The sequence below is a fragment of the Alteraurantiacibacter aestuarii genome (genome assembly GCF_039523595.1).
Classification (GTDB): Bacteria; Pseudomonadota; Alphaproteobacteria; order Sphingomonadales; family Sphingomonadaceae; genus Alteraurantiacibacter; species Alteraurantiacibacter aestuarii.
Genome location: NZ_BAAAFP010000002.1, coordinates 615,295 through 639,384 on the forward strand (window position 1 = coordinate 615,295; position 24,090 = coordinate 639,384).

The 24,090-nt window shown below is 61.5% G+C and carries 11 protein-coding genes; 7 read left to right on the top strand and 4 right to left on the bottom strand.

The window, feature by feature from the left end; genetic code table 11:
• The first annotated feature begins 75 nt into the window (after positions 1-75).
• The gene (locus tag ABDZ98_RS06620) at positions 76-2,037 is read left to right on the top strand and encodes a prolyl oligopeptidase family serine peptidase (protein ID WP_160590066.1); all 1,962 of its coding nucleotides are present in this window, start codon (positions 76-78) and stop codon (positions 2,035-2,037) included.
• On the opposite strand, the gene ABDZ98_RS06625 is transcribed toward ABDZ98_RS06620, so the two are convergent.
• The gene (locus ABDZ98_RS06625; RefSeq protein ID WP_160590065.1) at positions 2,034-3,323 is read right to left on the bottom strand and encodes a Xaa-Pro dipeptidase; all 1,290 of its coding nucleotides are present in this window, start codon (positions 3,321-3,323) and stop codon (positions 2,034-2,036) included. The two genes, ABDZ98_RS06620 and ABDZ98_RS06625, sit on opposite strands and share 4 nt — an antisense overlap.
• 84 nt (positions 3,324-3,407) lie before the next feature.
• Between ABDZ98_RS06625 and ABDZ98_RS06630 the strand changes: the two genes are divergently transcribed.
• Positions 3,408-5,015: a phytoene desaturase family protein gene (locus ABDZ98_RS06630; RefSeq protein ID WP_160590063.1), complete on the top strand. Its 1,608-nt coding sequence runs from the start codon at positions 3,408-3,410 to the stop codon at positions 5,013-5,015.
• On the opposite strand, the gene ABDZ98_RS06635 is transcribed toward ABDZ98_RS06630, so the two are convergent.
• Positions 4,989-5,639, bottom strand: coding sequence for a TetR family transcriptional regulator C-terminal domain-containing protein (locus ABDZ98_RS06635; RefSeq protein ID WP_160590062.1), 651 nt, complete (start codon positions 5,637-5,639; stop codon positions 4,989-4,991). The genes ABDZ98_RS06630 and ABDZ98_RS06635 overlap by 27 nt on opposite strands.
• Positions 5,640-5,906: 267 nt before the next feature.
• Here ABDZ98_RS06635 and ABDZ98_RS06640 point away from each other — a divergent pair, with 267 nt between their 5' ends.
• Together ABDZ98_RS06640 and ABDZ98_RS06645 are read left to right on the top strand one after the other, a co-directional pair.
• Positions 5,907-12,683 (top strand): AAA family ATPase, encoded by a 6,777-nt coding sequence (locus ABDZ98_RS06640; protein WP_160590060.1) that lies wholly within the window; start codon positions 5,907-5,909, stop codon positions 12,681-12,683.
• A gap of 16 nt (positions 12,684-12,699) precedes the next feature.
• Positions 12,700-17,121 carry a hypothetical protein gene (locus ABDZ98_RS06645; RefSeq protein WP_160590059.1) on the top strand — a complete coding sequence of 1,474 codons (4,422 nt, stop codon included), beginning with the start codon at positions 12,700-12,702 and terminating at the stop codon, positions 17,119-17,121.
• 22 nt (positions 17,122-17,143) lie between these two features.
• On the opposite strand, the gene ABDZ98_RS06650 is transcribed toward ABDZ98_RS06645, so the two are convergent.
• A complete protein-coding gene (locus tag ABDZ98_RS06650; protein WP_160590057.1) occupies positions 17,144-17,647 on the bottom strand; it encodes a T6SS effector amidase Tae4 family protein in 504 nt (167 codons plus the stop codon).
• A gap of 50 nt (positions 17,648-17,697) precedes the next feature.
• Entirely contained in the window at positions 17,698-18,333 is a 636-nt protein-coding gene (locus ABDZ98_RS06655; RefSeq protein WP_160590056.1) for a hypothetical protein, read from the bottom strand.
• On the opposite strand from ABDZ98_RS06655, the gene ABDZ98_RS06660 reads away from it, so the two are divergent.
• From ABDZ98_RS06660 to ABDZ98_RS06670, 3 genes are all read left to right on the top strand, one after another.
• Positions 18,332-18,514 carry a hypothetical protein gene (locus ABDZ98_RS06660; protein WP_160590054.1) on the top strand — a complete coding sequence of 61 codons (183 nt, stop codon included), beginning with the start codon at positions 18,332-18,334 and terminating at the stop codon, positions 18,512-18,514. The genes ABDZ98_RS06655 and ABDZ98_RS06660 overlap by 2 nt on opposite strands.
• Before the next feature lie 103 nt (positions 18,515-18,617).
• On the top strand, positions 18,618-22,547 hold the full coding sequence (locus tag ABDZ98_RS06665) for an SIR2 family protein (RefSeq protein ID WP_160590053.1): 3,930 nt from the start codon (positions 18,618-18,620) through the stop codon (positions 22,545-22,547).
• Between the two features lie 117 nt (positions 22,548-22,664).
• Positions 22,665-24,062 carry a tetratricopeptide repeat protein gene (locus ABDZ98_RS06670; RefSeq protein WP_160590051.1) on the top strand — a complete coding sequence of 466 codons (1,398 nt, stop codon included), beginning with the start codon at positions 22,665-22,667 and terminating at the stop codon, positions 24,060-24,062.
• Positions 24,063-24,090: the final 28 nt, after the last annotated feature.

The following is a 24,090-nucleotide window of genomic DNA, read 5'->3' on the forward strand; positions in this document are numbered from 1 at the left end:
ATGGCGAAAGTTTCAATTGCAAGGACAGCAGCCATGCAGGTCGGTCGTTTCGGAATCTTGATTGCAGCGCTGGTTGTGGCTCCCGCTTCACCGCTGCTGGCACAGTCGCAGGCCTTCACCACCGATGACATGCTACAGGTCGAGTGGGTCAGTGAGCCCGCGTTCACCCCCGATGGCAACCACATCACCTATGTCGTCACCAGTCCGGGTGACGGCGAGACCACGCAGAGCGATCTGTGGACCGTCAGCTGGCAGGGCGGGGATGCCCATGCGGTGCAGGCCACGCTGGACCGTGATGAAAGCGCGCCGACCTATAACGCCGATGGCACCGTGCTGGCTTTCCTGCGCAGCGGCAAGGACGATGAGCCGACCCAGCTGTGGATCAGTGAAGCAGGCGCGGCTGCACGCAAGGTAACCACCCTGCCGGGCGGCGTGGACAGCTACACGCTGTCTCCCGATGGGCGCAGTGCCGTGGTGGTATCCGAAGTGGGCGTGCACGTGGGCCAGAACCCCGATGTTCCGCCGCCGGTGGTGATTGACCGTTTCATCATCCGGCAGGACGGACGTGGCTGGCTGGATGATCGGCGCGCACAGATGTTCCGGGTCGACCTGGCCAGCGGAGACGCCGTGCAGATCACCAGCGGCGATTATGACAACGCCTCTCCCGCCTGGTCACCCGATGGCCAGTGGATCGCCTTTGTTTCCAAGCGCTGCGAGGATGCGGACCGCCATTACTGCACCGATATCTATGTGATGTCCCCGCAAGGCGGAGAGCCGCGCCGGATCAGCACCTTCAAGGATGCCGATTCGGATATGTCGGGCGAATTTGGCAGGCCGCAATGGTCGCCCGATTCCAGCCAGCTGGTGTGGACGCGGGCAGGGGATGAAAGCTTCAACTGGTACACCCCCTACCAGCTCGTCACCGCCGATCTGGCGACGGGGACCGAGCGCAACGTGGCGTGGATTGACCGCTGGGTTTATTTCCCGCGCTGGTCGGCTGACGGAAAGACCATTCTGGCTCTGGTGGAGCAGGACCGCGATACCTGGCTGGCCCGGATCGATCCTGCCAGTGACCGGATCACCTATCTGACCAGCGGCAGCCGCTTCGCGTATGGCTTCGCAGCATCGCCAAATGGCCGCATCGCCGTGCTGGATGGGGACAGCAACACGCCCACCGCCCTGATGAGCGTGGAGCAGCGCCCGCGCACGCTCAGCCCGCAAAATGCGTGGGTGGCCGGTCGCCGCCTTTCCGCGACGCAGGACGTTTCGTTCATGAGCGGCGATACCGAAATTCATGGCCAGCTGCTGTTGCCGCCGGATCACCAGCCCGGACAGCGCCATCCGCTGGTGGTGCGCCTGCACGGCGGGCCGGTGTATCAGTTCAGCCATGAATTCATGGGCGACTGGCAGGTTTTCGCCGCCAATGGCTATGCCGTGCTGGGCATTAATCCGCGCGGATCTTCTGGCCGCGGCGCAGCTTTCGCGCAGGAGCAGATGGCCGCATGGGGCAGCGTGGATGTGGAGGATATCAGCGCCGGGATCAGCCATGTGCTGGACATGGGCGTGGCCGATCCGGACGCGATTGGCGTTGGCGGCTGGAGCTATGGCGGGATCTTGACCGATTACATGATCGCCCGCGAGCCGCGCATCAAGGCCGCCGTCAGCGGTGCCGGCATGGCCAATTTCTTCGGCGGCTACGGGGTTGATCAGTACAGCCGCGATTATGAGCTGGAGCTGGGCCGCCCGTGGGAGAACGTCGATCGCTGGATGGAGCTGAGCTACCCGTTCTTCAAACCGGAAACGATCACCGCGCCAACGCTGTTCCTGTGTTCGGAAGTGGACTGGAACGTGCCGTGCACCGGCTCACAACAGCTGTATCAGGTGCTCCATTCGCTGGATGTGCCCACCAGGCTGGTGGTCTACCCGGGGCAGACGCACTCGCTCTCCGTGCCAAGCTACATTCGCGACCGGATGGAGCGCGAACTGGGCTGGTATGATTTCTACCTGAAGGGCGAAGGTGAGGGCGGCGCGCGTTAACGCACCAGCTCGCCGCCCTTCATCACATGGTCAACATTCTCCAGCGCGGTGATGTCTGACAGGGGATCGCTGGCGACGGCGATCATGTCGGCAAAGCGGCCCGGGGCGATGGCGCCGATATTGGCATCTTCGTCCATCATCTGCGCCACGCTGATGGTAGCGGCCTGGATCGCCTGCATCGGGGTCATGCCATAGCGCACCATATAGGCGAACTGGCGGGCGTTATCGCCATGCGGATAGACGCCGGCATCGGTGCCATAGGCAATGCGCACACCCGCGGCCACGGCGCGGGTAAAGCCTTCGCGCTGGGCGTCGGTGGTTTCTTCGTTCTTGCGCAGCATATCGGCGGGCCAGCCATCGCGCGTGCCCACTTCCTCGATGAAATCACCGTTGTAGATATCCATCGACAGCCACACGCCTGCATCGCGGGCCATGCGGATGCCCTCATCATCGATCAGGGATGCATGTTCGATCGAGCGGACGCCCGCGCGAATTGCGGCCTTGATGCCTTCTGCGCCGTGGGCATGGGCGGTGGCATAGCTGCCAAAGCTGTCCGCCACTTCCACGGCGGCGCGCATTTCCTCTTCGGTCAGTTCAAGCGCGCCCGGCTCGGTTCCTTCTGCCAGCACTGCGCCAGTGGCGATCAGTTTGAGGAAATCGACGCCCTGCTGGAACAGGTAACGCGACTTCTCGCGCATTTCCCCGGCATTGCGCACCACGCCCACGCGCATGTCGGCGGGGATCACGGCGTCAGGGGAAAGGCCGGTCACTTCGCCGCCGCCGCCCGGTACGGTGAGATAGGCACCTGCCACCCACATGCGCGGGCCGGGCACCCAGCCGCGGTTGATCGCATTGCGCAAGGCAACTTCGCCATTGGCGCGAAAGGCACCGACATCGCGCACGCTGGTGAAGCCCGCCTCAAGCGTCTCACGCGCATTCAGCGCGCCGATCAGCGCAATTTCTTCCGCCGAATGGAGCAGCGGCTCGGCCACATTGTTGGACTGGCCCCAGTCGGACAGGTGCGTGTGCGCATCGATCAGGCCGGGCAGGACGGTATAGGCGGACCAGTCGAGCACCTGCGATCCGGCAGGCGGGGGCGTGAACGGCTCCACCGCAACAACCCGCTCCCCGTCCAGCGTAATCAGCTGGTCTTCCAGCACCTTGCCTTCGATCGTGTCGACCAGCCGGCCCGCATGGACATAGCTGGTCTGCGCCGATGCGGACGTTGCGGCCAGCACGGCAAAGGCCAGCAGGCCGGGGATTATTCCACGAAGATGGCCGAACATATTGATCCCCTTTTGATGCCTGTCACTTGCTTGTGTTGCAGCGCTGAACCTATAGGTTTACACTTGTAAAGCAAGCGAGGTGATATGACGAAATCCTATGATGCAGTGATTGTCGGCGGCGGCCATAACGGGCTGGTCTGTGCATTCTACCTCGCCCGGGCGGGCCTGTCTGTACGCGTGCTGGAACGGCGCGACGTGATCGGCGGGGCTGCGGTGACGGAGGAATTCCACCCCGGCTTCCGCAATTCCACCGCCAGCTATACTGTCAGCCTGCTGCAACCCAAAGTGATCGCCGACATGAAGCTGGCCGATTATGGCTACCGCGTGATCGAACGGCCGGTTTCCAACTTCCTGCCGCAGGAAGATGGCGGCTATCTGATGCTCGGCGGCGGTCTGGAGCGCACGCAGGCGCAGTTCGCCAAGTTCTCGCAGGCGGATGCCGATGCGCTGCCGCAATATTACGAGGCGCTGGAGAATATCGCCGATATCCTGCGCGATCTTGCCCTCAAGGCTCCGCCCAATGTGGGGGAGGGCCTGCTCACGCTGATTTCCGCCGCTGCACAGGGGCGCAGCCTGGCCACGCTGCCGCTGGAACAGAAGCGTGACCTGCTCGACATGTTTGCCAAGAGCGCCCGTGCCATGCTCGACAGCTGGTTTGAAAGCGAAGCCGTTAAGGCCGCCTTCGGCTTCGATGCGGTGGTCGGCAATTATGCCAGCCCTGACACGCCCGGATCGGCCTATGTCCTGCTGCACCACGTGTTTGGCGAGGTGAACGGCAAGAAGGGTGCATGGGGCCACGCAATCGGCGGCATGGGCGCAATCACGCAAGGCATGGCGCAGGCCTGCCGCGACGCTGGGGTGGAAATCACCCTGGAAGCGCCTGTGGCACAGGTGCTGGTGGACAATGGCAAGGCCACCGGCGTGCGCCTGGAATCGGGCGAGGAAATCGCCGCCAGCGTGATCGCCGCCAATGTCGGGCCAAAGCTGCTATACGACCGGCTGATCGCGCCATCCGATCTGGACGCCGATTTCCGCCGCCGGATGCGCGGGTTCAAGGCCGGATCGGGCACGTTCCGCATGAACATCGCGCTGTCCGAATTGCCGCGCTTTTCCGCGCTGCCGGAACCGGGCGAGCATCTGCAATCGGGCATCATCATCGCCCCCACGCTGGATTACATGGACGAGGCTTTCCTCGACGCCAAACGCTATGGCTGGTCAAAGAAGCCGATCGTGGAAATGCTGATCCCGTCCATCGTGGATGACAGTCTTGCGCCCGAAGGGCAGCATGTCGCCAGCCTGTTCTGCCAGCAATTCGCGCCCGAACTACCCGATGGCCGCAGCTGGGATGATGAGCGCGAGGCTGCCGCCGATACCATCTTCGATACGGTCGAAGCGCATGCCCCCGGTTTCAAGGCCAGCGTTATCGCCCGCCAGATCCACTCCCCGCTCGATCTTGAGCGCAAGTTCGGACTGATCGGCGGGGACATCATGCATGGCAACATGACCATCGACCAGCTGTGGTCTGCGCGTCCGGTGCTGGGCAATGGCAGCTACCGTGCGCCGATTTCGGGCCTTTACATGTGCGGCGCGGGCACCCATCCGGGCGGCGGTGTTACCGGTGCTCCTGGCCATAATGCGGCGCAGGCGATCATCAGCGACAGATCGCTATTGGGGCGTATCCTGCGCCGGTGAGCGGGCGGGCGCGGGTCCGCGCGCCAGCAGTGAACCCAGCGATTCCAGCACGATTGCGCGGGCCTCGTCGGCGCTGAAAGGCCCGCGCTCGTCCAGGCACAGCTCCAGCCATAGTCCGTCCACCAGCGCATTGATGGCAATCGCCGCCAGCCGCACGGCGTTGGCATCGGCATCTTCGCCCCAGCAATCGCGCAGCAGCTGTTCCAGCCCGCTCCTGAACGCGGCGTAAATCTCCTCGTGCACGGCGGCGATCTGCGGGTCCGACTTCACCAGACTCCAGAAGGCGAGCCAGGTGGACAGCAACGCCGGATCGAGCACGGGTGGACGGAAACTGGCGGTGACATAGGCTTCCAGCCGGGCGCGCGGATCATCGCCTGCCTGGCTCACCGCCTGCTCCACGGCGTTGGCGACCCTGGCGCCTGTATCGCGGTAGGTTTCGATGATCAGGTCATCTATGCCGTCGAAATAATGGGTCAACAGGCCGGCGGAAACGCCCGCGCGGCGGCAGATCGTGCGCACCGAAATGCCCTTCGCGCCGTCCTCTGCAAGGCAGGCGGCCGCCGCCGCGATCAGGCTCTGGCGGCGGAAATCAGCATCTCCACGGACGAAATTGGCTCTCCCCATGCGCAGGTGTTTATGGGCCGGTGATGCAATTGGGAACCCGTTTCATGGTGGTCGCAAGAATTTCGGGCCGCTCTGAATGAGCTGGAGAAACACCTTGTCAAACAGCTGCAAGTAACCGACTCTGTTCTTGAATTCAGATTCGGATCGCCAAGAAAATATCGGCATTTGCAATGCCTCCCTGGGGACAACGTTCGTGACGGCCAAAGGCTGAACGGGCGCAGGGGAAAGTATTCGCCGCAATGTCGGCGACTTGGGGGAGAGAGCTGAATGACTGCGCCATTCCTGACCGTCTGGACCTTGTCGAGCGGAAGCGCCGATACACTCAAATATGGGCTGTTTGACAATGGCGGTCTGATTGAGGTGTGCCAGTGGGATGAGGGTTCGGGAGGTTGGTCGACCGCCTTGGCGTTCGATACTGAAAATGGAACAGGTCATTCCCCGCCAATCAATGCGATCAACCTGCCCGGTGTGGTGGGCTTTCAGTTCAATTCCGGGATCAACGGCATGCCCAATCTGGGCGGATCAACTTTCCCGCAAGTCCCCGATCCCGGCCTTCCGCATGGCTATAATGGCCCCTATGATTTTGACGAAGATGATGGCGCCAAGTCATGGGCATTTTCGCGCCTGATCCAGGCCTGCGGCTATCCGGCAAGCTTCGTAAGGGTCACAAAGAAAATCGGGGACGCTGGCAACTGCTGCGCCTATTTTCGCTTTCCCTTCCGGGTGCCGCTGCTGGGCAATGAAACTGGCCAGAGCAATTATCGCCATGGCGCGCAAAGCCTGCCCGCAACGATCTTTGATCCCGATCTGCTGTTCGAAGTGGCGACATGCGGCACTGTCGGCCTGTCTCAAAGCGGCGTCAGGCGGCGGCTGGCAAGTGCCGCAGCCCGTGCCGAGCTGGCAACGCCAGCAATGCGCCAGCTTCCCTATATTGCGGGCACATTCCGCCATCAGAACAACAAGCTCGATCTGGATGGCTTCGCCTGCAATGCTGGCGGCGTTGCCATGCTGGATGGGTTTGCGTCGGAAACCGGCGCCTCTGATGGTCATGCCCTGAATGACGAGTGGATTCCTTCCAAGAGCATTCGCGAAAGGCAGGCGGTCAGTCTTGCTGACGGCTTGTGGTGGGCGCAGAAAAACAAGTCATTCGATCACGGCGATTTCCCCGATCTGGATGACATGATTGCCGGTCTGGCGGCCAATCCAGCCAGCAATTCGCGCCCGGTGCTTGCCGCGCTTGCGCCTGCAAGTCCGCATCAGAACCCTGTCCCCGATGTTGATCCGGTTATCGGCCTGCTGGAACTGGCGGGCCTGAAGACCGCAAAAGTGGACGTGCCGATCGCCAGCGATGCGCTGGATGGCAAGGCCAGACCCTTCCATTACATGCACACGCGAATGGTCAGCGACGGCGGCTGGACGGGCCTTGAATGGCGCCGCTGGGTCATGCTGGAATGTACCCCCGACGTTAGAAGTCCGGCGCTGATCCGCGTACGGCAGGGGGAATGGGACAGGCAGGGCAATGCTTCCAACCATGATGCGTCCCGAACCTGCCAGCACAGCACGATCTGGATCGAGGGCTTAACCGATTATCACGCGGCCGATCTGTGGTCGCGGCGTGTGGCCGAAGCCCTGCGTGAGGGCAATCGCCAGTTTGCGGACCGTTCGGATTTCAGCCTGCTGCCCGATCTGGTCGGCTTTGTGGAGCCTGATGCGGAGGGGCTTGTCGCACCGGGCAAATGGGTGCTCCAGCTCAATGCCAGTGAAGACTGGAGCGATCCGGTCACATTGGGGCCGGCGCAGTGCCAGCCGCAGTTCGCACCCGGCTTTGTGAACACGGCATGCCTGTTCAAGGCCAGCGATGCGGTGGACAGGAATGGATATTTCTCCAGCCCCTTGCCGGTGGCGGGCGCGCAGAAGCTTGAACTGGCGCAGCTGAAGTTCCTGTCGCTCGGCAATCATCGCGGCAAAACACTTGCGGTCGATGCCATTGGCAGCATCGATGCCGGAGAAAAATACCTCGCCAGTTGGAAGCTGGGGACCGGCTGGCAACTGGATGAGGCCACGGACCTTTCCTTTCTGTCATCCAGCAGAACGACTGCCAAACAGCAGGCTGACACCACGTCCGACGCCATTCGTATCGGCGGCCTCGAAATCGTGCAGCCAGTGCTCGATGGCGATCAGTCGAAATTCACCATCAGCCCCGCCAGGATCGCCCAGCGCGATCGGTGGAGCTATGAAATTGACGGTGCAATCCGCCTGAGCGCATTGGCGGTGAATGTGGTCGGGCAGGATGGCTATGCCGTCCCGCTGGAACTGCAACCGCTGGTGTTTGCATCGCCCTTGCTGGGGCAAGCCTCCATCGTCCTGCGTGACAGGATTGCCTCGGATCAGGCAAGCCGACTGATCGAGATTGCGCTGGAGCCGCACGCCGGACCCCTGACCGAACAGGCCGGACCCCTGACTGAACAGGCGCTGCCGGACGAGATCGATGTAACGGTGATCGACGCCTCGCCCATGAGTATCGCCACCGTGGTCACTTCGCGTCCCGGGCGTGCGAGCGATACCAACGCCATTGTCGCCCGATGGAATCCGGGGGAGGACCGCTGGCGGCTGATCTGGGCAGGCGCCACGCAAATGCCGGAAATCCTGCTGCATTTGCCGCCGCAAGGCGTGGCAGAGGCGTGGGAACGCAGCGCCGGTTACCTTCCGCCCGATCAGATTGGCCATGACAGCCGTGTCCCGGCCCGCCTGCCGCCGCCAACGCGGCTGAGGATAGAGAGCGAGGAGCGCGCCCGGCAGCCTCTGGCGCCGTGGAACATTCGCCAGATCCTGAGTGAGACCGACAGCGATCTGCCCGGTGCGCGGATGATCGAGATCGTCCAGCTGGAAGCGCTGTACGGTCTGGAAATAAGCCGCACCCTGACCAGCGGCATCCGCATTGCCGAACTGGGCGGGTGGCGGGGGAATCCGCGCGAACCGCAGCTATCCAATGAACGCGGGCGAGACATGGCGTGGCGCAAATCCGTCCTCGCCGCGTCCACCAGGCTGGCCATTTATGACGCGCGGCACGAACAGGACGTGCAGGCCGGCCTTGTCATCGAAGATGTGAATTACGGTCTGCGATCAAAGGATCGCGGTGGCCGCTATGTCCAACCCACCAAGTCCGATTGGCCGCAGCCCAACTGGTGGACCGCTGGCGAGCAGGGCGGCATACTGGGCGGCGCGCTGGCCGGTTTCGAGATCGACGAAATGATCCGCGCCTTGCTGCGCGATTCCCGCAACGGCCATGGCGAAGTCGAGCGGCTGATGCTGTCGGCACTGGGAGCCTGGACGCGGCAGAAAGCCCGGTTCAACAATGACCTGACGCTGATCACTCCGGAACTGGAAATGGGCCGCGTCAGCGAAGTGCGCTTTGAGCGCAAGGGCCGCATCGGCGCGCTCCATCACCGGGCCAAACACGTGATCGTCTATCGCCGTTCGATGCTGCCTGGCCTGCAGTTCGCCGGAAAGGGGCAGCAACATCACCTTGGCCGCCCGATTGTTCGCAAGGTCGAGGAATATATCGAGATCGAACAGCCGCTGCGCACCTATCCAGATACGGTAGGCGCGACATCGCTCAACAGCGGGCCGATCCTGGGTGCACGGTTCCGATCGAAGCGGATTCCGGTCGAGGGAAGCTGGGCGCAGGCGCTGCCCCGCCCGAAGGGTAGCGGGCCAAAGGGGTATTCGATCCCCTTGTGGAAGCGCGGGCTGGAGGCGGATATCTACCCGCGGCCAGTAGCCGAAATCCTCATCGCCACAGATCCCGAGCGTGCCGAGCCTGAACCGGCCGGGCGGCGGATCGAGGACCCTGAGCGGCTGAATTTCTACACCATAACCACGGTTTTCGGTGCCGATGGAACGCCCGGCGACCCCAGTGGGAATATTGACGAGTGGCCGCTGGTCTATGGCCTCGACTTCGTCGACCGGTCGCTCGATGATCCGCTGTCGGGTGGCAAACTGCGCAACTGCAATTTCAGCAATCCAGCGCGGCCCGGTGCCATGTTGCCTCCGGCGCAGGTCACCGCTCCGGGGTTGGAGCGGTTTACCCTTCGGCTGGAACCCGGCCCGGGCGTCAACCTGACATATGGGCGCGGCGAAAAGCCGATGATGGCCGATCTCAACACCGTCACCATCATGCGCGCGGAAAAGGCGCCCGGCGCGGTGCCCGATGATACGATTGCCAAGGTCGAAGAAGTTCCGCACCTGGCAAATACCATCGCCGAGCTGGCGCGGGATCCGTCGCAGAATGACCCGGATGCCCTCAAAGGAAAGCTCAAGGCGGAAGTCCTGAAGCTGAAAAACCTGCTTCCCGGGAAAGAACAATTTACCCAGATGTGCGCCTGGGTGCACCGGCCATCGGAGGAGTTGGCGCAGGCGGAGTCCTGGCTGAAGAACCGCACCGGGCAGCTGCCGACAAAGGCGCAGTGGGATGCGCGTGCCGACAAGACCATCAGGCCGGTACAGGAACTGAGGCGCAAGATCGCGGCGCTGACGCCGTTCGATTCCTTCGTTCGGCGCAAGCTCAGCCCGATTGCTGACGAAGCCAGGGAGCAGGTGGACGCGCTTCTGGGTCAGTTTGACAGGCTGAAAGCCGAAATCGAAACGCAGATCAATGCGGCCAGAAACGTCCTGGAATCAGAGGCGGCGGAACTGCGCGGCAAGGCGAAAATCCTGCGGACGGAAATTGCCGTACAAGGGGCCGATATTCAGGCCTTCCTGCCGCGGCTGCGCGACGAGTTCGGCACACGCTCTGTGGACCTGCGGGCCCGGTTTGAAGCGGCACTGGCGTCAGCCGATGCCGGGCTGCTGCGCGCTGGATCGCAGCTGGAAGCAAATGCGAAGAAGATTGCGAAATCAGTTCCCAAGGCATCCTTGCTGCTGCGCGGCGTCGCTGAACAAATCGGTCAACAGCGTGTTGCCATGCTGGACAATGGCCGCGTTCTTTCCGACCGGATCAGCCAGACCACTTCGCAGATGGACTTGCTGCTGGCTGATATTGCCAGCGCAAGCGGCGACGGGATTGAAGACCTGAAGGCGGAGGCGCTGGTGATCCTGGATCAGGCGGACAGCCTGCTCGATTTGGGCAAGGAGCCGCTGAAACTGGTTGTTGATCGTCTTGATGCTCTGCAGGAAGAAATCGACCGACAGGGCGAGGAAATCAGGACCAAAGTCCTCAGTGATTGTGAAGGTGCTGCAACCGCAATTACCGATCAGCTCGATATTGCCCTGGCGGCAATCTCGCCGCCGCTGGACGAGGCGACGGGCAAGGTTCTTACCCAGCTGGATCAGATCGAGAGCCAGTATGAAGACGCGACTGCCTATCCCCAAGACCTGATCGGCGAAGTGACGGGCAAGCTTGGGGAGCTCAAGGCAGAACTGGCCAGCGCCAGGACGCAGGTCGATACGGTCAGCACCGAAATCTGCGCGGCTCTGGCTTCGGCCAATGAATTCCTCGATGCGTTGCTGGCGCTGGGCAAGGATGCGGTTGCCGATATCTGCGCCAAGATCGATGCGATTACCGATCCTGTCGAGCTGAAGGAGAAGGCAGAAAAGCTGGTCCTGGCCCTGCGCACAGGTACAGACCAGATCCGCCAGGGCGTTGAGGACCTGATCGACGGGGAATTCGATCCCGCAAAGCCGCAAACTCTTGGCGAGGCGGTGTCGCTCAACCTGCTGCGCGCTGCCGGCGCACCGCCGATTGTCGAGCAACTGGTCTTCAACCGCGAGAAGATCGCCTATCATTTTGAGCGGCAATACAAGGAAGTGGTGGTCACGCCGGTCACTGCCTTTGTCGATCAGGCAGACCGGGCCTTGCGCGGCGTTGGCCTGGCCTTGCCGACACTGGCGATTGGGGACCGCCTGCTGGCTCCGGCTGACAAGATCGTCAAGAATCTGGCCAGAGAGTCCCAGGACCTGCTGGATGAAGTCAAGTTCAAGGCCAAGGATGTCCTGAAGGACTTTGCCGGGATCAAGAGCATGCTTCCGCATGTGGAGCTGGACGAGAAGTTCGCCAAGGCGGTCAAGATTTCGCACGGCTATGACCAGAAGCGCAATTCCGCATGGATGCAGGCCAGCATCGAATACAAGTCCAGCCGCGCCGACCTTTTCCGGCAGGAGGCCTTTGCCCTGACGGCGGAGAAGCTGCGGCTGGATGCTGTCGCACGATACGAGCGCGGCCTGAACGGCGGCGAGGATCGGCAGGTGAAGGCCAGCCTGGTGTCCGACTGGGTGCTGGAAATGGGCGGAATTCGCGTGGTGCGCATTCGCGACGCTGCCATTCGCTACACGCCGGAAAGCGGCACCAGCTTCGATATCGATCCCGGCAAGATCGAATTTCCCGGCGCGATGAAGCTGATGACGGACCTTGTGTCCACGATGAATGGCGGCGAGGACGATCCGCTCAAGATCATGATCGCACAGGATGAAAACGGCCGCCCCATCGGCCTGCGGTCAACCTATGACCTGCCGCCCACAATCATCACCATCGGCGCTGCCACCGCGCTGAATGTGGGCATGGGGGTCCATCTGGACCTGCTCATTCGCGATGATTTCGAGATACGCACCTTCGCCTATTTCGGTCGCAAGGCCAGCCCGTTTGCGCTGATCATCACCTGGCTTGGCGGCGGTGGCTATCTGGAGGCTGAGGCGACCCATCGTCCTGACACGGGCAAGACGACGCTGGCGGTGACTGTCAGCATCGGCGTGACGGCGGGTGCCGGCTTCTCGCTTGGTCCACTGCGCGGATCGGTGATCGTCTATGCCGGTTTTGAAGCGCATTATGTCTCCCGCGGATCGGCTGCCCGGCTCAACATCAGCGCGCTGATCGTGATCAACGGCTCTGTCACCGCATGGGGCTTTGTCACTGTCAGCCTGACCGTGCGCATGCAGATCACCTATAACGGCAGCAAGATGCTCGGCCATGGCTACGTCAAGGTGCAGGTCAAGATCAGCCGCTTCTACAAGAAGAAGTTCTCCCGCTCATTCACCTACAAGCTCACTTGAGGGAGGATCCAGACCGATGACCTTCACTTTGACCGTCCAGATGGAAACTGCCCCGTGTTCGACCGATCCTGCGGGCGTGGGCCACAGTTACATGGGGCTGACGCTGTTCCCGGTGCTCACCAGCGATGATCCGGCTGGCGATGAGGCAGATTATGCCGATGTGCGCGATGCCATGCTCAAGCCGTGGAAATGGCTGTGCACGTGGTCGGGTGCGTCCCCTGTCAACACCATTGGCCATGTCGCTGATTGTCCCCCGCTTGACGCGCTGCTCACCGCAATCGACTGGGAACGCAGGCACCTGCTGACATTGGATATGTCTGCCACCGGCGCGCAGATGGACGATGAAGAGATGGCCACGGAGGATGAGGAAGATCCGCGCTGGCCTGGAGTTTTGATCCAGCTGTCGAGGGCTGCACCGCAAATATCCCACGGCCTGGGACTGGCCTATCTGTTCTCCTTTGGCGAGGATGAGCCGGCACTCCCGAATCTGGATTCCATTGAGATTGGCGGAACCCGTTTCACCAGCGACCAGACAGGCGATCTTCACGTCGATGGCCGAACGATTCGGGTCAAGGTCATCATAGAGCGCGATACCGATATCCCGGTTGCTGAGCTGAAATCCTGGAAGGAACCGATCAACGGCATAACCCGGCTGGTCAAATATCCCGCAGATTGGCAGACCAAGAATAACTGGCTGGCGCAGCTGGCGGTCAGACTGGGCCGGGCGCTCGATCCCGTCGGGCGGTTTCTGGACATGCATGACGATCACGCGCCTGCTCCGCTGACCAGAGACAATCTGGAAAGTGCGGTCATGTCCCTTCTTGCTGGCCTGACCGATGAAACACTGGTGCGCGCGTGCCAGTCCGGTGCCGTCTTCTTCAACCTGAAATCTGAGGAGATGAAATTCGCCGATGAATGGGCGAGCAGGCTGGCGGTGATGCACGACGGACTTGCCAAGGCTATCGTCCTTGAAATTTCCGGGCCTGCAAGCTCGTCGCTGCCGACAGCAGGAGAAATCCGTGAACGCTACGAAGCGGACGGGCTTCTCTCCATGTTTGCTGCCACGATGCGTTCTGTCCTCCCTCCCCCTAAGCCAGAGACGAAGGCGATTTTCGATCTGGCATCGAACTGGCTCAACAACAGCGAGAATATTCTCGCCCTGCGCGACAGTGGCATGTGCACTGCGATTGCCACGCACAAGGGCGGACTGCTGGAAGTGATCGTGACAGAATGCGCTGCAGCCGGCGATGACCGGAAGCAGGCGATGGATGCTTTCCGCAAGAATTTTGGGCCGCAGGTCCAGGCGGCGCTTGGTCTGGATGCCGCGTGGCTACCGCGCCTCAACACCATGGCAGAAGGGCTTGTGAAGAGCGTCTTTGATGCTGCTCCCGGCGTCGACAGGGTCGCAGAAACCGGGATTGTGCACATGGCCGATGCGATCTTTGCAGATGAGGCCGCCGGCCAGATACACGAGATCGTCGATGGCTATTGCCTTGCCGTGCGCGATATCTCCAAGGGCGATCAGGGTCCTTTCATCCTTGCCAACAAGGCCAGCGTCACCTTGCAGAAGGGTCAGGACGGGGTGTCCCTGCCGTTCGGCGATTGCACCGTTCCGATCCCGGTCAGTTTCGATCTGACGGTCGATGTGGCGGGGAAAGAGACGCGCCAGGCCATCGCCCATTATCGCGGGGAAAGCATGATCCCGTTCGCCGATCGCGGCAATCCGGTTGAACAGGATGAGGCGGAGCCGTTCGAGCCGCAGTTCACCTTTCTGTGCCAGCCACCTGCGGGCTCCGGGGATGCGCTGCCGGAAATTGCCTATGGCCGCACCTATCAGACCGTGATCGGATATCAGGGGCTGGGCGGTGCCATGCCGGCGGCATTCTGCGATCCGGAACAGCCGCTGGTATTCTCTGGCGAGATGCTGGCGCAATTTGCCGCCGCGCAGGGTGTTGAAAGGACCATCATCAAGCAGAACACCCCGCTGCGAACGCTGGAGCCGGGTGCGCCGCGGCTGCTCAACCATCGGGCGGATATGCAGGACAGGCCGCTGACTCTGGGCCGCCGCGAAGACAAATTGGTGCGCCCGCTGTGGAAGGAATATCTCTCCCACTGTCCGGATCAGGCAGCACAGGACCTTGCCCGGGAAGCTGCCACGGTGTTCCTCGATCCGTTGGCATTGCCGGGGCGGGAGGCAGAACGAAGCTCGGTCAGTTTTACCATTGCCCCCGCTTCGCTCGCGCTCGGCCAGCAAGGCACGCAAGGCTACGTCAGCGATCCGCTGGTCTGGCAGTACTGGGTGCGGCGCGACGGCGATTTTACCGCAAGCCTCATGGAGGAACGCCCGCAAAGTGAAGAAGTCGATGACCCGGCCGTGGTTTCGGGCGTGGCCGGTGCGGCCAGCGGTAACGGCGGCGTGGTTGTGCGTCTTTGGGCGATCAAGCCCGACCGGATCAGCAAAAGCGCCAGGCTGGAGATCGCAGATACCAAACATATCGCGCTGGCGGCCGGTGAGCGGATAGAGGCCACAAGCACGTCTTCCGTTGATCCGGCTACGGTTGCCGACCTGTCTGTTGTCGGCAAGAAACTCGCTATCACCCTGCCAGCGGGCCAGCAGTTTCTGGTCGAAATCCGCACGGTGGTGGACAGCGGCTTCTTCGAGGAGGGCGTGGATCGGCGCTTTGGTGATCTGGGCCGGGCCATCGCGGGCAAGCCCTATCGCGAATTTGGCGCCGCCGTGCTGGCCTTCGAATGCCTGCCAGCGACCGATGACATGCCCACGCCAGAGGCGGTGTGGAAGGCCATGCGCATAGAAGACGCAAATGGCGTCACCATCGCGCGCCTGTCTCCCGAAATGGATGACGAAACCTTCGATTATGTCGGCCGGATCGAGACGGTACGGCAGGCGTGGATCTGGGATGGGGGTCCGGTGCTGCCCGACGGACTGCCGCGGAATTTCACCAAGCTGGAGGAGGTGGGGCCGAGGCCGAATGCTGCACGCAGCAAGGATTTCGTGGAGTTCGAGGAGGACTATTTCTCCGGACGCGGCCTGTCCGGGCTGGCCGAACCGCCGGTGCAGCACAGTGCATTTGCGCAGGACGAGCTTTTTGCCCTGGGCCAGCGCAGCGATCGCGGTGCCGGATACATGCGGATACGATGCCGCCTGACAAGCCGGTATGATGCCTTGCGCAGGCCACTGGGCTTTACTGAAGCGCAGCTGCAGGTGTCATCACGCCTGTCCTCTGCTGCAACCAATGGAGCGCAATCCACGGGCGATCCGCTGGGCGGCTGGCGCGGGCGAGGGCTGGCGTGCCGGGGTGCGGCAAGATTGCCCACCCCGCGCATCGCCGTGGCCGCTCCGATGTTCTCAACCGCCGCACCGGGAGCGGCTTCGGGCGGTATACTGCTGTTCCTCGACCACCCGATGTTCGATACCGATCACGGCGGCGGTCTGGCCGAGCGGCTGGTGGCTGAGATCTGCATAGAGCAAATCCCGCGCAGACTGGTGCGCGTGGGCGATCAGGATCTTGCCGAGCCGGGCGAGACAGCAGCGCTGATGGTCGGCATGGACGGTGTCAGCAGCGACGGTGACGGCAATCCGTTCACCGCGCCAGATACCGGCGATGCCGTGCACCGCAGCCGCATTGCCACGCGCGATCCGGGAAGCGAAAGCTGGGATGGTCATGATCCCCAGCTGTGGACTCCGGGTGGCACAAGTCAGGGCACGGCACGTCTGCCCTGTTCGGCGATCCTTGGCTCTACGCTGGAGCCGGGCGCATCGGCGCCCATCATGAATTTCTCCATGGCGCTGCTCGATCCCGTGATCGGCGGAAAGCCGGAATACGCCCTCAGACCCGGGACCATGGCGCGCATTCGCGTGCGCACGGAGCTTGATCCCGCATTGGTGGAAGATGGTTCGGGTGAGCGAGTTTCACCCTGGTCGGCAGAAATCTGGGTGCAGATGCGCGCGATGGTGCCCGGCTCGCAAGATAGCGGCGAATGGACAAGGGAAGCGGATTCAGGCGAAATTCGGCTCACTCCGAAAGACACTGCCGCCCATGCCTATTTCAAGCATTTGCAGGAGGTGCATCGCGACCACGCTCCGGACGACAATGCGCCCTATCTGATTTCCGGTCTGGTCGCGGTGGTGGGCACCATCATTCGCGATATCAATGGCGAGGAACAGCTGCGCCCGCTGCATGTGCGTGAGGTCGATGTTGATGATGAGGAGCTGACCGTGCTCGATGCAGGCGATGTTTCCGACAATTGCTTTATCCGTCTGCTGGAGGTTGAACGGGTAACCATGCCGGCCTCGGCAGAGGCGGCGCGGCAGAACACGCCCAGGCGCTGGATCGATCCTGCGCAGCCCGATCTGGAACCGGCCGAGCGCATCGTCACCATCGGCCCGCTTTTCAGGGTCAAGGTTCCGCCAGCATGATCGTGCTGGCGGCGCTGGCGAATTAGCTGACGGCCCAGAGGCGGAAATCGAATGCCTTGGCCACGTGGGGCACGGGGCATTTGTAAACGCAGCCCTTGCCGTTCCACAGATCGGCGTGTCCTGAAGCGTCCGAAAAATTGGCGTGATACATCAGTATGCCGGTCTTGCGCGGCACGTCGGCGAAATTGAACGGCGTGCCCGGCTGCTTCGACATGCCCCAGGTTTCTGCGCCCAGCACATCTTCCAGAAAGGTCTGGAGAGTGCGGACCCTGATGATGATGTGATTGCCGTTCTTGTCCTTGTGATTACCGTCGGCAACGCCGTATTTCCTGGCGACCGGCGACGGCGAGGCGTTGAACGCCACCGACATGCGTATGGCACAGGTGTTCTGGTAGTCGGGATGATCGACCAGATCGGCAAATCCGCCGCCCAGAATATTGGTGTACAGATGTTTGCGCGACCGGTCCGGGTCGTCAGCATACTGGGCCGGATAATCAGCCTGCAGTTGTTTGAATGAAATTGCCATTGTCACCTCCCATTTTTCAGCTGCCGGCAAGCGAAGTGCCGGCATCGTGCTCAAGGCTGGTCGTCGCCGGTAACCTCGGCACAGATTGGCGTGAATTCCTTCACGTTCTCGCGATAGGCGCGGGCCCGCGGGCCTGACCCGTTATAGGCGCGGATCGCTTCCCACAGGTCACCGTTCTGGGCCTTGAGCTTCTCATCCAGTTCGCCTGTGACCTTGGCCAGGCAATTGCCGAAGTCATACCACTTCCGCTCCCGGAAAAAGTCCGGATCGGTGTAGCAATATTGCAGGTCATACTGGAAGATGCCGTATCCCTTGTAGAGCCAGTCCCTGGCGGACCAGTTCATCAGGCGGCGATATTTGTTCGCCTCATCTATCAGCAGCTGGGCAAATTCATCGCCAAAATCGGCGCGAAAGGCTGCTGCGTTGACGGGCCTGACACCTCGGGACGAATTGGGTGCATCGCCGCTGGCATCGAACACGCAGCGCGCAAGTATCGTCGCCGGGTCATGGTGATCGATCCAGCCGACCCACCGGTAAGCCGTTTCCTGACAGGCGATCGCACACAGATGCTTGAGCCGGTAAGGCTTGCCGACCACGGCCTGTTCCATCGGTGAGCGGAAATGTTCGATCAGCCATTCTGTGGCCTTGATCGCCTGCTTGCGGCTTATGGGAAGTTCATTTGCCATGTCTGGCTCCACTGCAATCCTGACGGTCTTTTCTTTCGTAATAGGCTGGTTTGTAATGAAAATTCTGATGAAGCCAAAACAAATTCATCCTGCCGCAGCAGTATTCACTTGGACGCTTGATTGTGAATTCAGCAGAGAAGGCTCCCAATTTCAAGCGGTGGTGACCAATAAGAACTTGTAAACGTGGGCTATTGCTCCAAAACTCGCCGGGAACGAAAGTTACAGGCAGGCATGGAACGATGCCTGGCGGCGCGTGAGGCGCTGGTTGAAATGCTGGGGGGCAAATGGACGGAGCCTATATTCAGACATATCTGCTCAATCGTCAGGCCGATTCCAATCGGTTGCGGCGGCGGGCCTATGAAAAGTTTGCCATCGCCCTGCGCAGTGGCCGGATGATTGCCTTCACCGGCTCCTATGCTTCGCAACATCTGGGATATGACAGCTGGGGTTCAATGAGCGCCGGGTATCTGGATTCTGTTGAAAAAAAGGATCCGCAGCTCGTCGCGCAGCTCAAGGCAATGATGGCGGACAATAATCGGCAGTTTGACGATACCGATCTGATGGATATTGCGGAACTCAGTGCGCATCTTGACCGGCATGTGGACGTAGAGGCGTTCAACAAGAATCGCGAGGATCTGGCCAGCAAGTTCGCATTGCCAAAATCGTTGAAAGATTTTGGCCATCTGCCCGATGTTTCATCCGCACTGATACACGATCTGGGCCTGCGCCGGATAATTACACTCAACTATGATCTTGAGCATGAGTGGACCGCATTTGTCGGGCCGCAGGACAAATCCGGGAAGGATGGGCAACAACGCAAGGACATCCTTGACAGCTGCTTTGGCGGCAAAGGCCCGGTCAGGAAGCGCGTGGTTCCCGGTTTTGGTCCGGTAGTGAGCGAGGTTCTGGGGCGCAAGCAAAGTGCAGAGCTCATCAGTTTTGCCTTGCATGATGATGATACGCGCTGCCGCATTCTGCACCTCCACGGGCGCAAGGATTGCCCAGAGACCATGATCGTCTCCCGGCGCGACTACCGCGATCTTTATTGGCAGAATGGTTTTTCAAGGCTCCCGTTCGAATATGGATTGCGCACGATCCTGTCGGGCAATCCCATATTGTTTGTCGGGCTGGGCATGTCCGAACAGGAAATCATGAAGCATTTCGAACAGTTCCTGAGCGACAATCCCAATCGTCGTTCAGTGCCGATGTTCCTGCTGTGGAAATCCCAAGGTAATGCCAATGCTGATCGGGCACTCAGGTTGCTGTTCAACCGCAAGCTGGGCGTCTCTGTCCTGTTCGACAAGGAGATCGCCGAAATCTCCGGCAAGGCCGATGAATATGTCGAGGCGTTGGCCAAGGCGCCGGATGAAGCGATCAGTAACGGGTTACGGCTCGAACTCCCTCTGCGCTACCTTGCCCAATGGTGCCGCACGACCAAGGCCCAGCTTCCGGTCACAGATGATATTCGCAATCCGCAGCTCAAGTTCAAAGGCGGGCCGGAACGTATCAATATCTGGCATGCAGAGATGAAAGATCCGCCGTCTCTGGCAGATGAAAGCGCCAGGGAGGTGGCAGCTTACCTGCGCGGTCTTCCTGCCATGCTGGTTGTTACCGGAAAGGCCGGAAGCGGGCGCGGGAGCTGGACGGAAACCTTCGCGACCTCACTTCTGAATGGCAGGACGAACTCCACACGGGTTGTCGTCATCAACGGATCCTTCGCGACCGAGACGGATTCGATCTTTGCGATTCTGTCTGGTGCCTACGACGGCCAGACTGCGTTCGAGGAAGCGCAGAGTCGGCTCACGGCAACAATGCAGATGCACAGTTTTCTGATGAAGTCGGTCCATTCGCAGCTGTCGGCGGAACCGGACGGAGAAGTAGAGGAACTGGTGATTATCATCAACGGCATGGAACGGTTCGTGGCACACAACGGGACCGCGCTCAGCACGGAACTGGACATGCTGATCCGTTTCATTCCCAACGCCTTTGCATTCATGCATCCGAATATGAGGAGGCGACTGGAAAAGCGTTTGCGGCTGATCCTGGTCGGCAGTCCGCGCCTGCTGCGATATGTCGGACAGGTGGCACCGGGCAGCTTCAAGGAATTGCAGCTGGTCCGTGATAGCGAGCCGAAGACATCCAGCATCGTTGACCCTGAGACTGGCGAAAAATTCAGGATCACGAGCGATGGGCCAACTTTCTTTGAACATCTGGCGGGCAACCTTCACCTGTCCGCCAGTCCGCCCACCAGTGTTGACGCCACGGTTACCCGGCAGGAGTTTCTTGCCCGGGTGGCAGAGCATGTGGGCAAGAGCCGACCAAACATGGCCTTTGCCATCCTCAGGTCACTGGCGTTCATTGGTCAGCCGGTGGAGCGCCATGTGCTGGCCCATGTTGTCGCCACCGAACAGGGCAAGGGCAATCCCGAAACAAAGGATGCGTTTAAGGACCGGATCAAGGAAGTTGATACTGAACTGGACTGGCTGATCGCCAACGGGATGGTCCTGAATATCGAGTCCTTTCCCGGCCAGGTGCGCCGGGTGGGCATGCACAAGGCGCTGGTTGCCGAGATTCGCGAGCGATACGGCGTGCCGCTGTCCGATGCCCGGCTTGCCGCAGGCTTCAATCTGGGGCTTTTTGCGGCGCAACCGCTCAACAGCGTGCTGCCTGAACAGGAATGGCATGACGAGTTGGCCCGAATGGTCGATTTCCTGTGCGGCCAGTATCAGGATCCCTCACCAGTCTTGCCACTGCTCCACCATCTGGCAGTTCAACTGCGGCGGGACAATCAGGTTGAGCTCAAGTCCGCATTATTGCATGATCTGACCCCGCCCCAGATTGCCAGCATGAGCTCTGCCCGGCAGGCGGATTGTCTGCGCGCTGCCCTCTCTCTCATGCGCAGCTATTTCTCCACCTCGTCCCTGCTGATGCAGGGCAATCACGGGCTGGATGTATGGCTGCGCAATGCGCCGCTGACCGATCACGCGGATCGCCTGCGGCGGCTGATCCGCCTGCACGACCAGGGCAGCCTGCTGCGCGGCATGATGCGGGCCAAATGTCCGCCCAAGGATCTGGACAAGCTGAACAAGCAACTTGGCTCTCCGGCGTTCTATGCCGATGATCTGTGCTGGCTTTACAATGAACTGGGCGTGGTGCTCGTTACGCAAGGCAAGCTGATCGAAGCCCGCGAAGCGCTGGAACAGGCGCAGGCCATCAACACGAAATGGATCGAATTCGGGGAGCGCCATCACAATTGGCGGCGCATTGCCATCAATCTGGTGCAGGTCTCCATCGATCAGGGCATGATCGAAGGTGCCGAGGAACTGCTGAGAGAAGTCGAAACCGCGATCGAGAACGACGCCCGACTGGTCTTGAGCGACAAGCAGTGGAAGAGCCTGCCCGGCGGGCCCTATGACAGCTTCCGGGACTATGCTCTGCGGCATTTCTCCAAACGGGGCGGTTCACGCTCGACACGCGCTGTGGACCAGTATTTTCCCGCCAACCTGTTTCTGGGGATCGGCCTGGTCATGGGTTATCGCGGCGTGTGCCAGCATTTGCGCGGCGCGCTGGCTCCGGCGGAGAATTATTTCAAGGATGCGATCAGGTTGATGGAATTGCTGGGCGAACAGCGCGCCTTTGCAATCTTTCAGCGTCACAATGTTTCGCTGTTGCGGCAGCTTCGCAAGATGGATGATGCCCTGGAAGCGCAGCGCCTGTGCGTCAGCAGCGCTGGCCCTTCGCGGCAGACCGATATCGATCACTCTGGCCGGATCGCGCTGGGCGAACATGGCTACCTCGCCAGTCGTGAGCAGGAACAGTGGCACCAGGCGCAAATGCTGCCCCAGCTCAAGGAAACCCTGCGTTATGCCACGGCCTGCGATATGTACCGCCTCCAGATCGAGGCGTTGCAGCAGATCGCCTTCCTGCAACTGAAGCTGGGGGATACGGATTCGGCATTCGAATATGTCTCTGATGCCTCGGCCATCGCGGCGCGCAATGGATTTGGGTTGCGCAAGATCGGTTTGCGCATGCTGCTGGGCCGTATTCTGGCAAGCAGGAATGAGAAGGACGCCGCACGCATCATTCTGGCTGAGGCATCAAAGCTGGGCACCCGCATCGGATATGCCCGCGCAGCCGAGGTTTCCGAAGATGAACTGGTCAAACTGGAGGCTGATCGTGTGGACATGCCCCAGGCCGGTACGCGCCGCGACTAGGTGGTGCGGAATGCGATCTGCGCACCTGCAATTGAGTGCTGAGGCCGTTGTGCGCTTGCATCGCTGTTATGCTTGTGGAACCTGCATGGAGGCATTCCTGCCAATGGAAACGGTTTGATGCGGATTGACGGTTGGAAATCCATTGCTGTTTATCTGGGCAGGGAACGCACCACCGCCATGCGCTGGGCTGCGGAGCGCGGCATGCCTGTCCACCGCATTCCGGGCGCGGGGCGCGGCAGCGTGTTTGCTCTATCCGATGAAATCGATGCCTGGCTGAAGGCCGGTGGTGATGCTGGTGCCGGAGCCGGAGCCGGGGTGGGCGTCGATCAACCGGGCGAGGGGGCAGGCAATGTGCCGGTGTCCACCGCGCCAGACAGCTCGATCTTCACCCGGGTGCGGGCGCTGAAGCTGCGATATCTGGCTCCGGTCGGTTTTGCCGGACTGGCCCTTGGCGCTTATGCCTACACCCAGCCCGGTGCGGAACAGCCGCGCGCGGAACTGCCTGCCAATGCCGCATTGGCCGCGCTGTATCTGGATGCGCGCGGCGATTGGGCGGAGCGCAGCGGCGCCTCCATCGAACAGGCCATTGCCAAGCTGCAACGCGTTGTGGAGCGCGAGCCCGGCTTTGCGCCAGCCTATGCCGCGCTGGCCGATTGCTACGTGCTGGCGCGCGAATTTGGCTCGCTTGGCGATGCAGAGGCTTTCGCCCGCGCGCAGGCCGCAGCCGATGCGGCCTTGCGCATAGACCCGGAAAATGCGGCGGCGCTGCGGGCGGATGGTTTTCTGCATTACTGGTGGCGCAATGACGGTGTGGCCGCAAAGGCCAGCTTCGAGCGGTCGATGGCGCTGGGGCCTGGCGATGCGCAGAGCCACTTCTGGTATGGCAACATCCTGATCGACAATGGCGATTTTGCCGAAGGGCTGGCGCAGCTTGACCGGGCGCGGTTGCTTGAACCGGCATCGCTGGCGCTGCAGGCCGATATTGCCTGGGCGCGCTGGTCGGCCGGTCAGGAAGCAGAGGCGCGCAGCAGCCTTGAGGACCTGCGCGATCGCAACCCGCAGCTGGCCACTATTCGCGATTATCTGGCGGTGATCTACCTGGCCGACGGGTCCATTCCCGCTTTCGTGAAGGAAGCAAGGGCACTGGCCGATATTCGCCAGGATGCAGGCAGCCTGCGGGAGGCTGAGCTGCTGGAAGCCTCACTCCCGCGCGGAAGCGAGGCCGTGCTGAACCTGCTGCTGGCAGAGACAATGGGCGAGTTCCAGCGCGGCGACCGCACGCAGCTGGTGTGGCCGATCTATGTCGCCAGCATGGCCGGCAGCAAGGCGCAGGTCCGCCGGTTGCTCGATATGGCGCAAGCCCGCAATGAACATTGGGGCAGCGCCGGCCTGCTGCGACAGGTGGCCAAGCGCTGGCAGGATGACAGCCAGATTTCCGCCATGCTGGAAATGCGCCGCAACCCCAGCCTGCTGCTCGCCGCCAGCCAGGGTGCCCGGACCAGACCGGCGGGTTGACGCATTCTGGCAGCGATTGCGCCCGAAG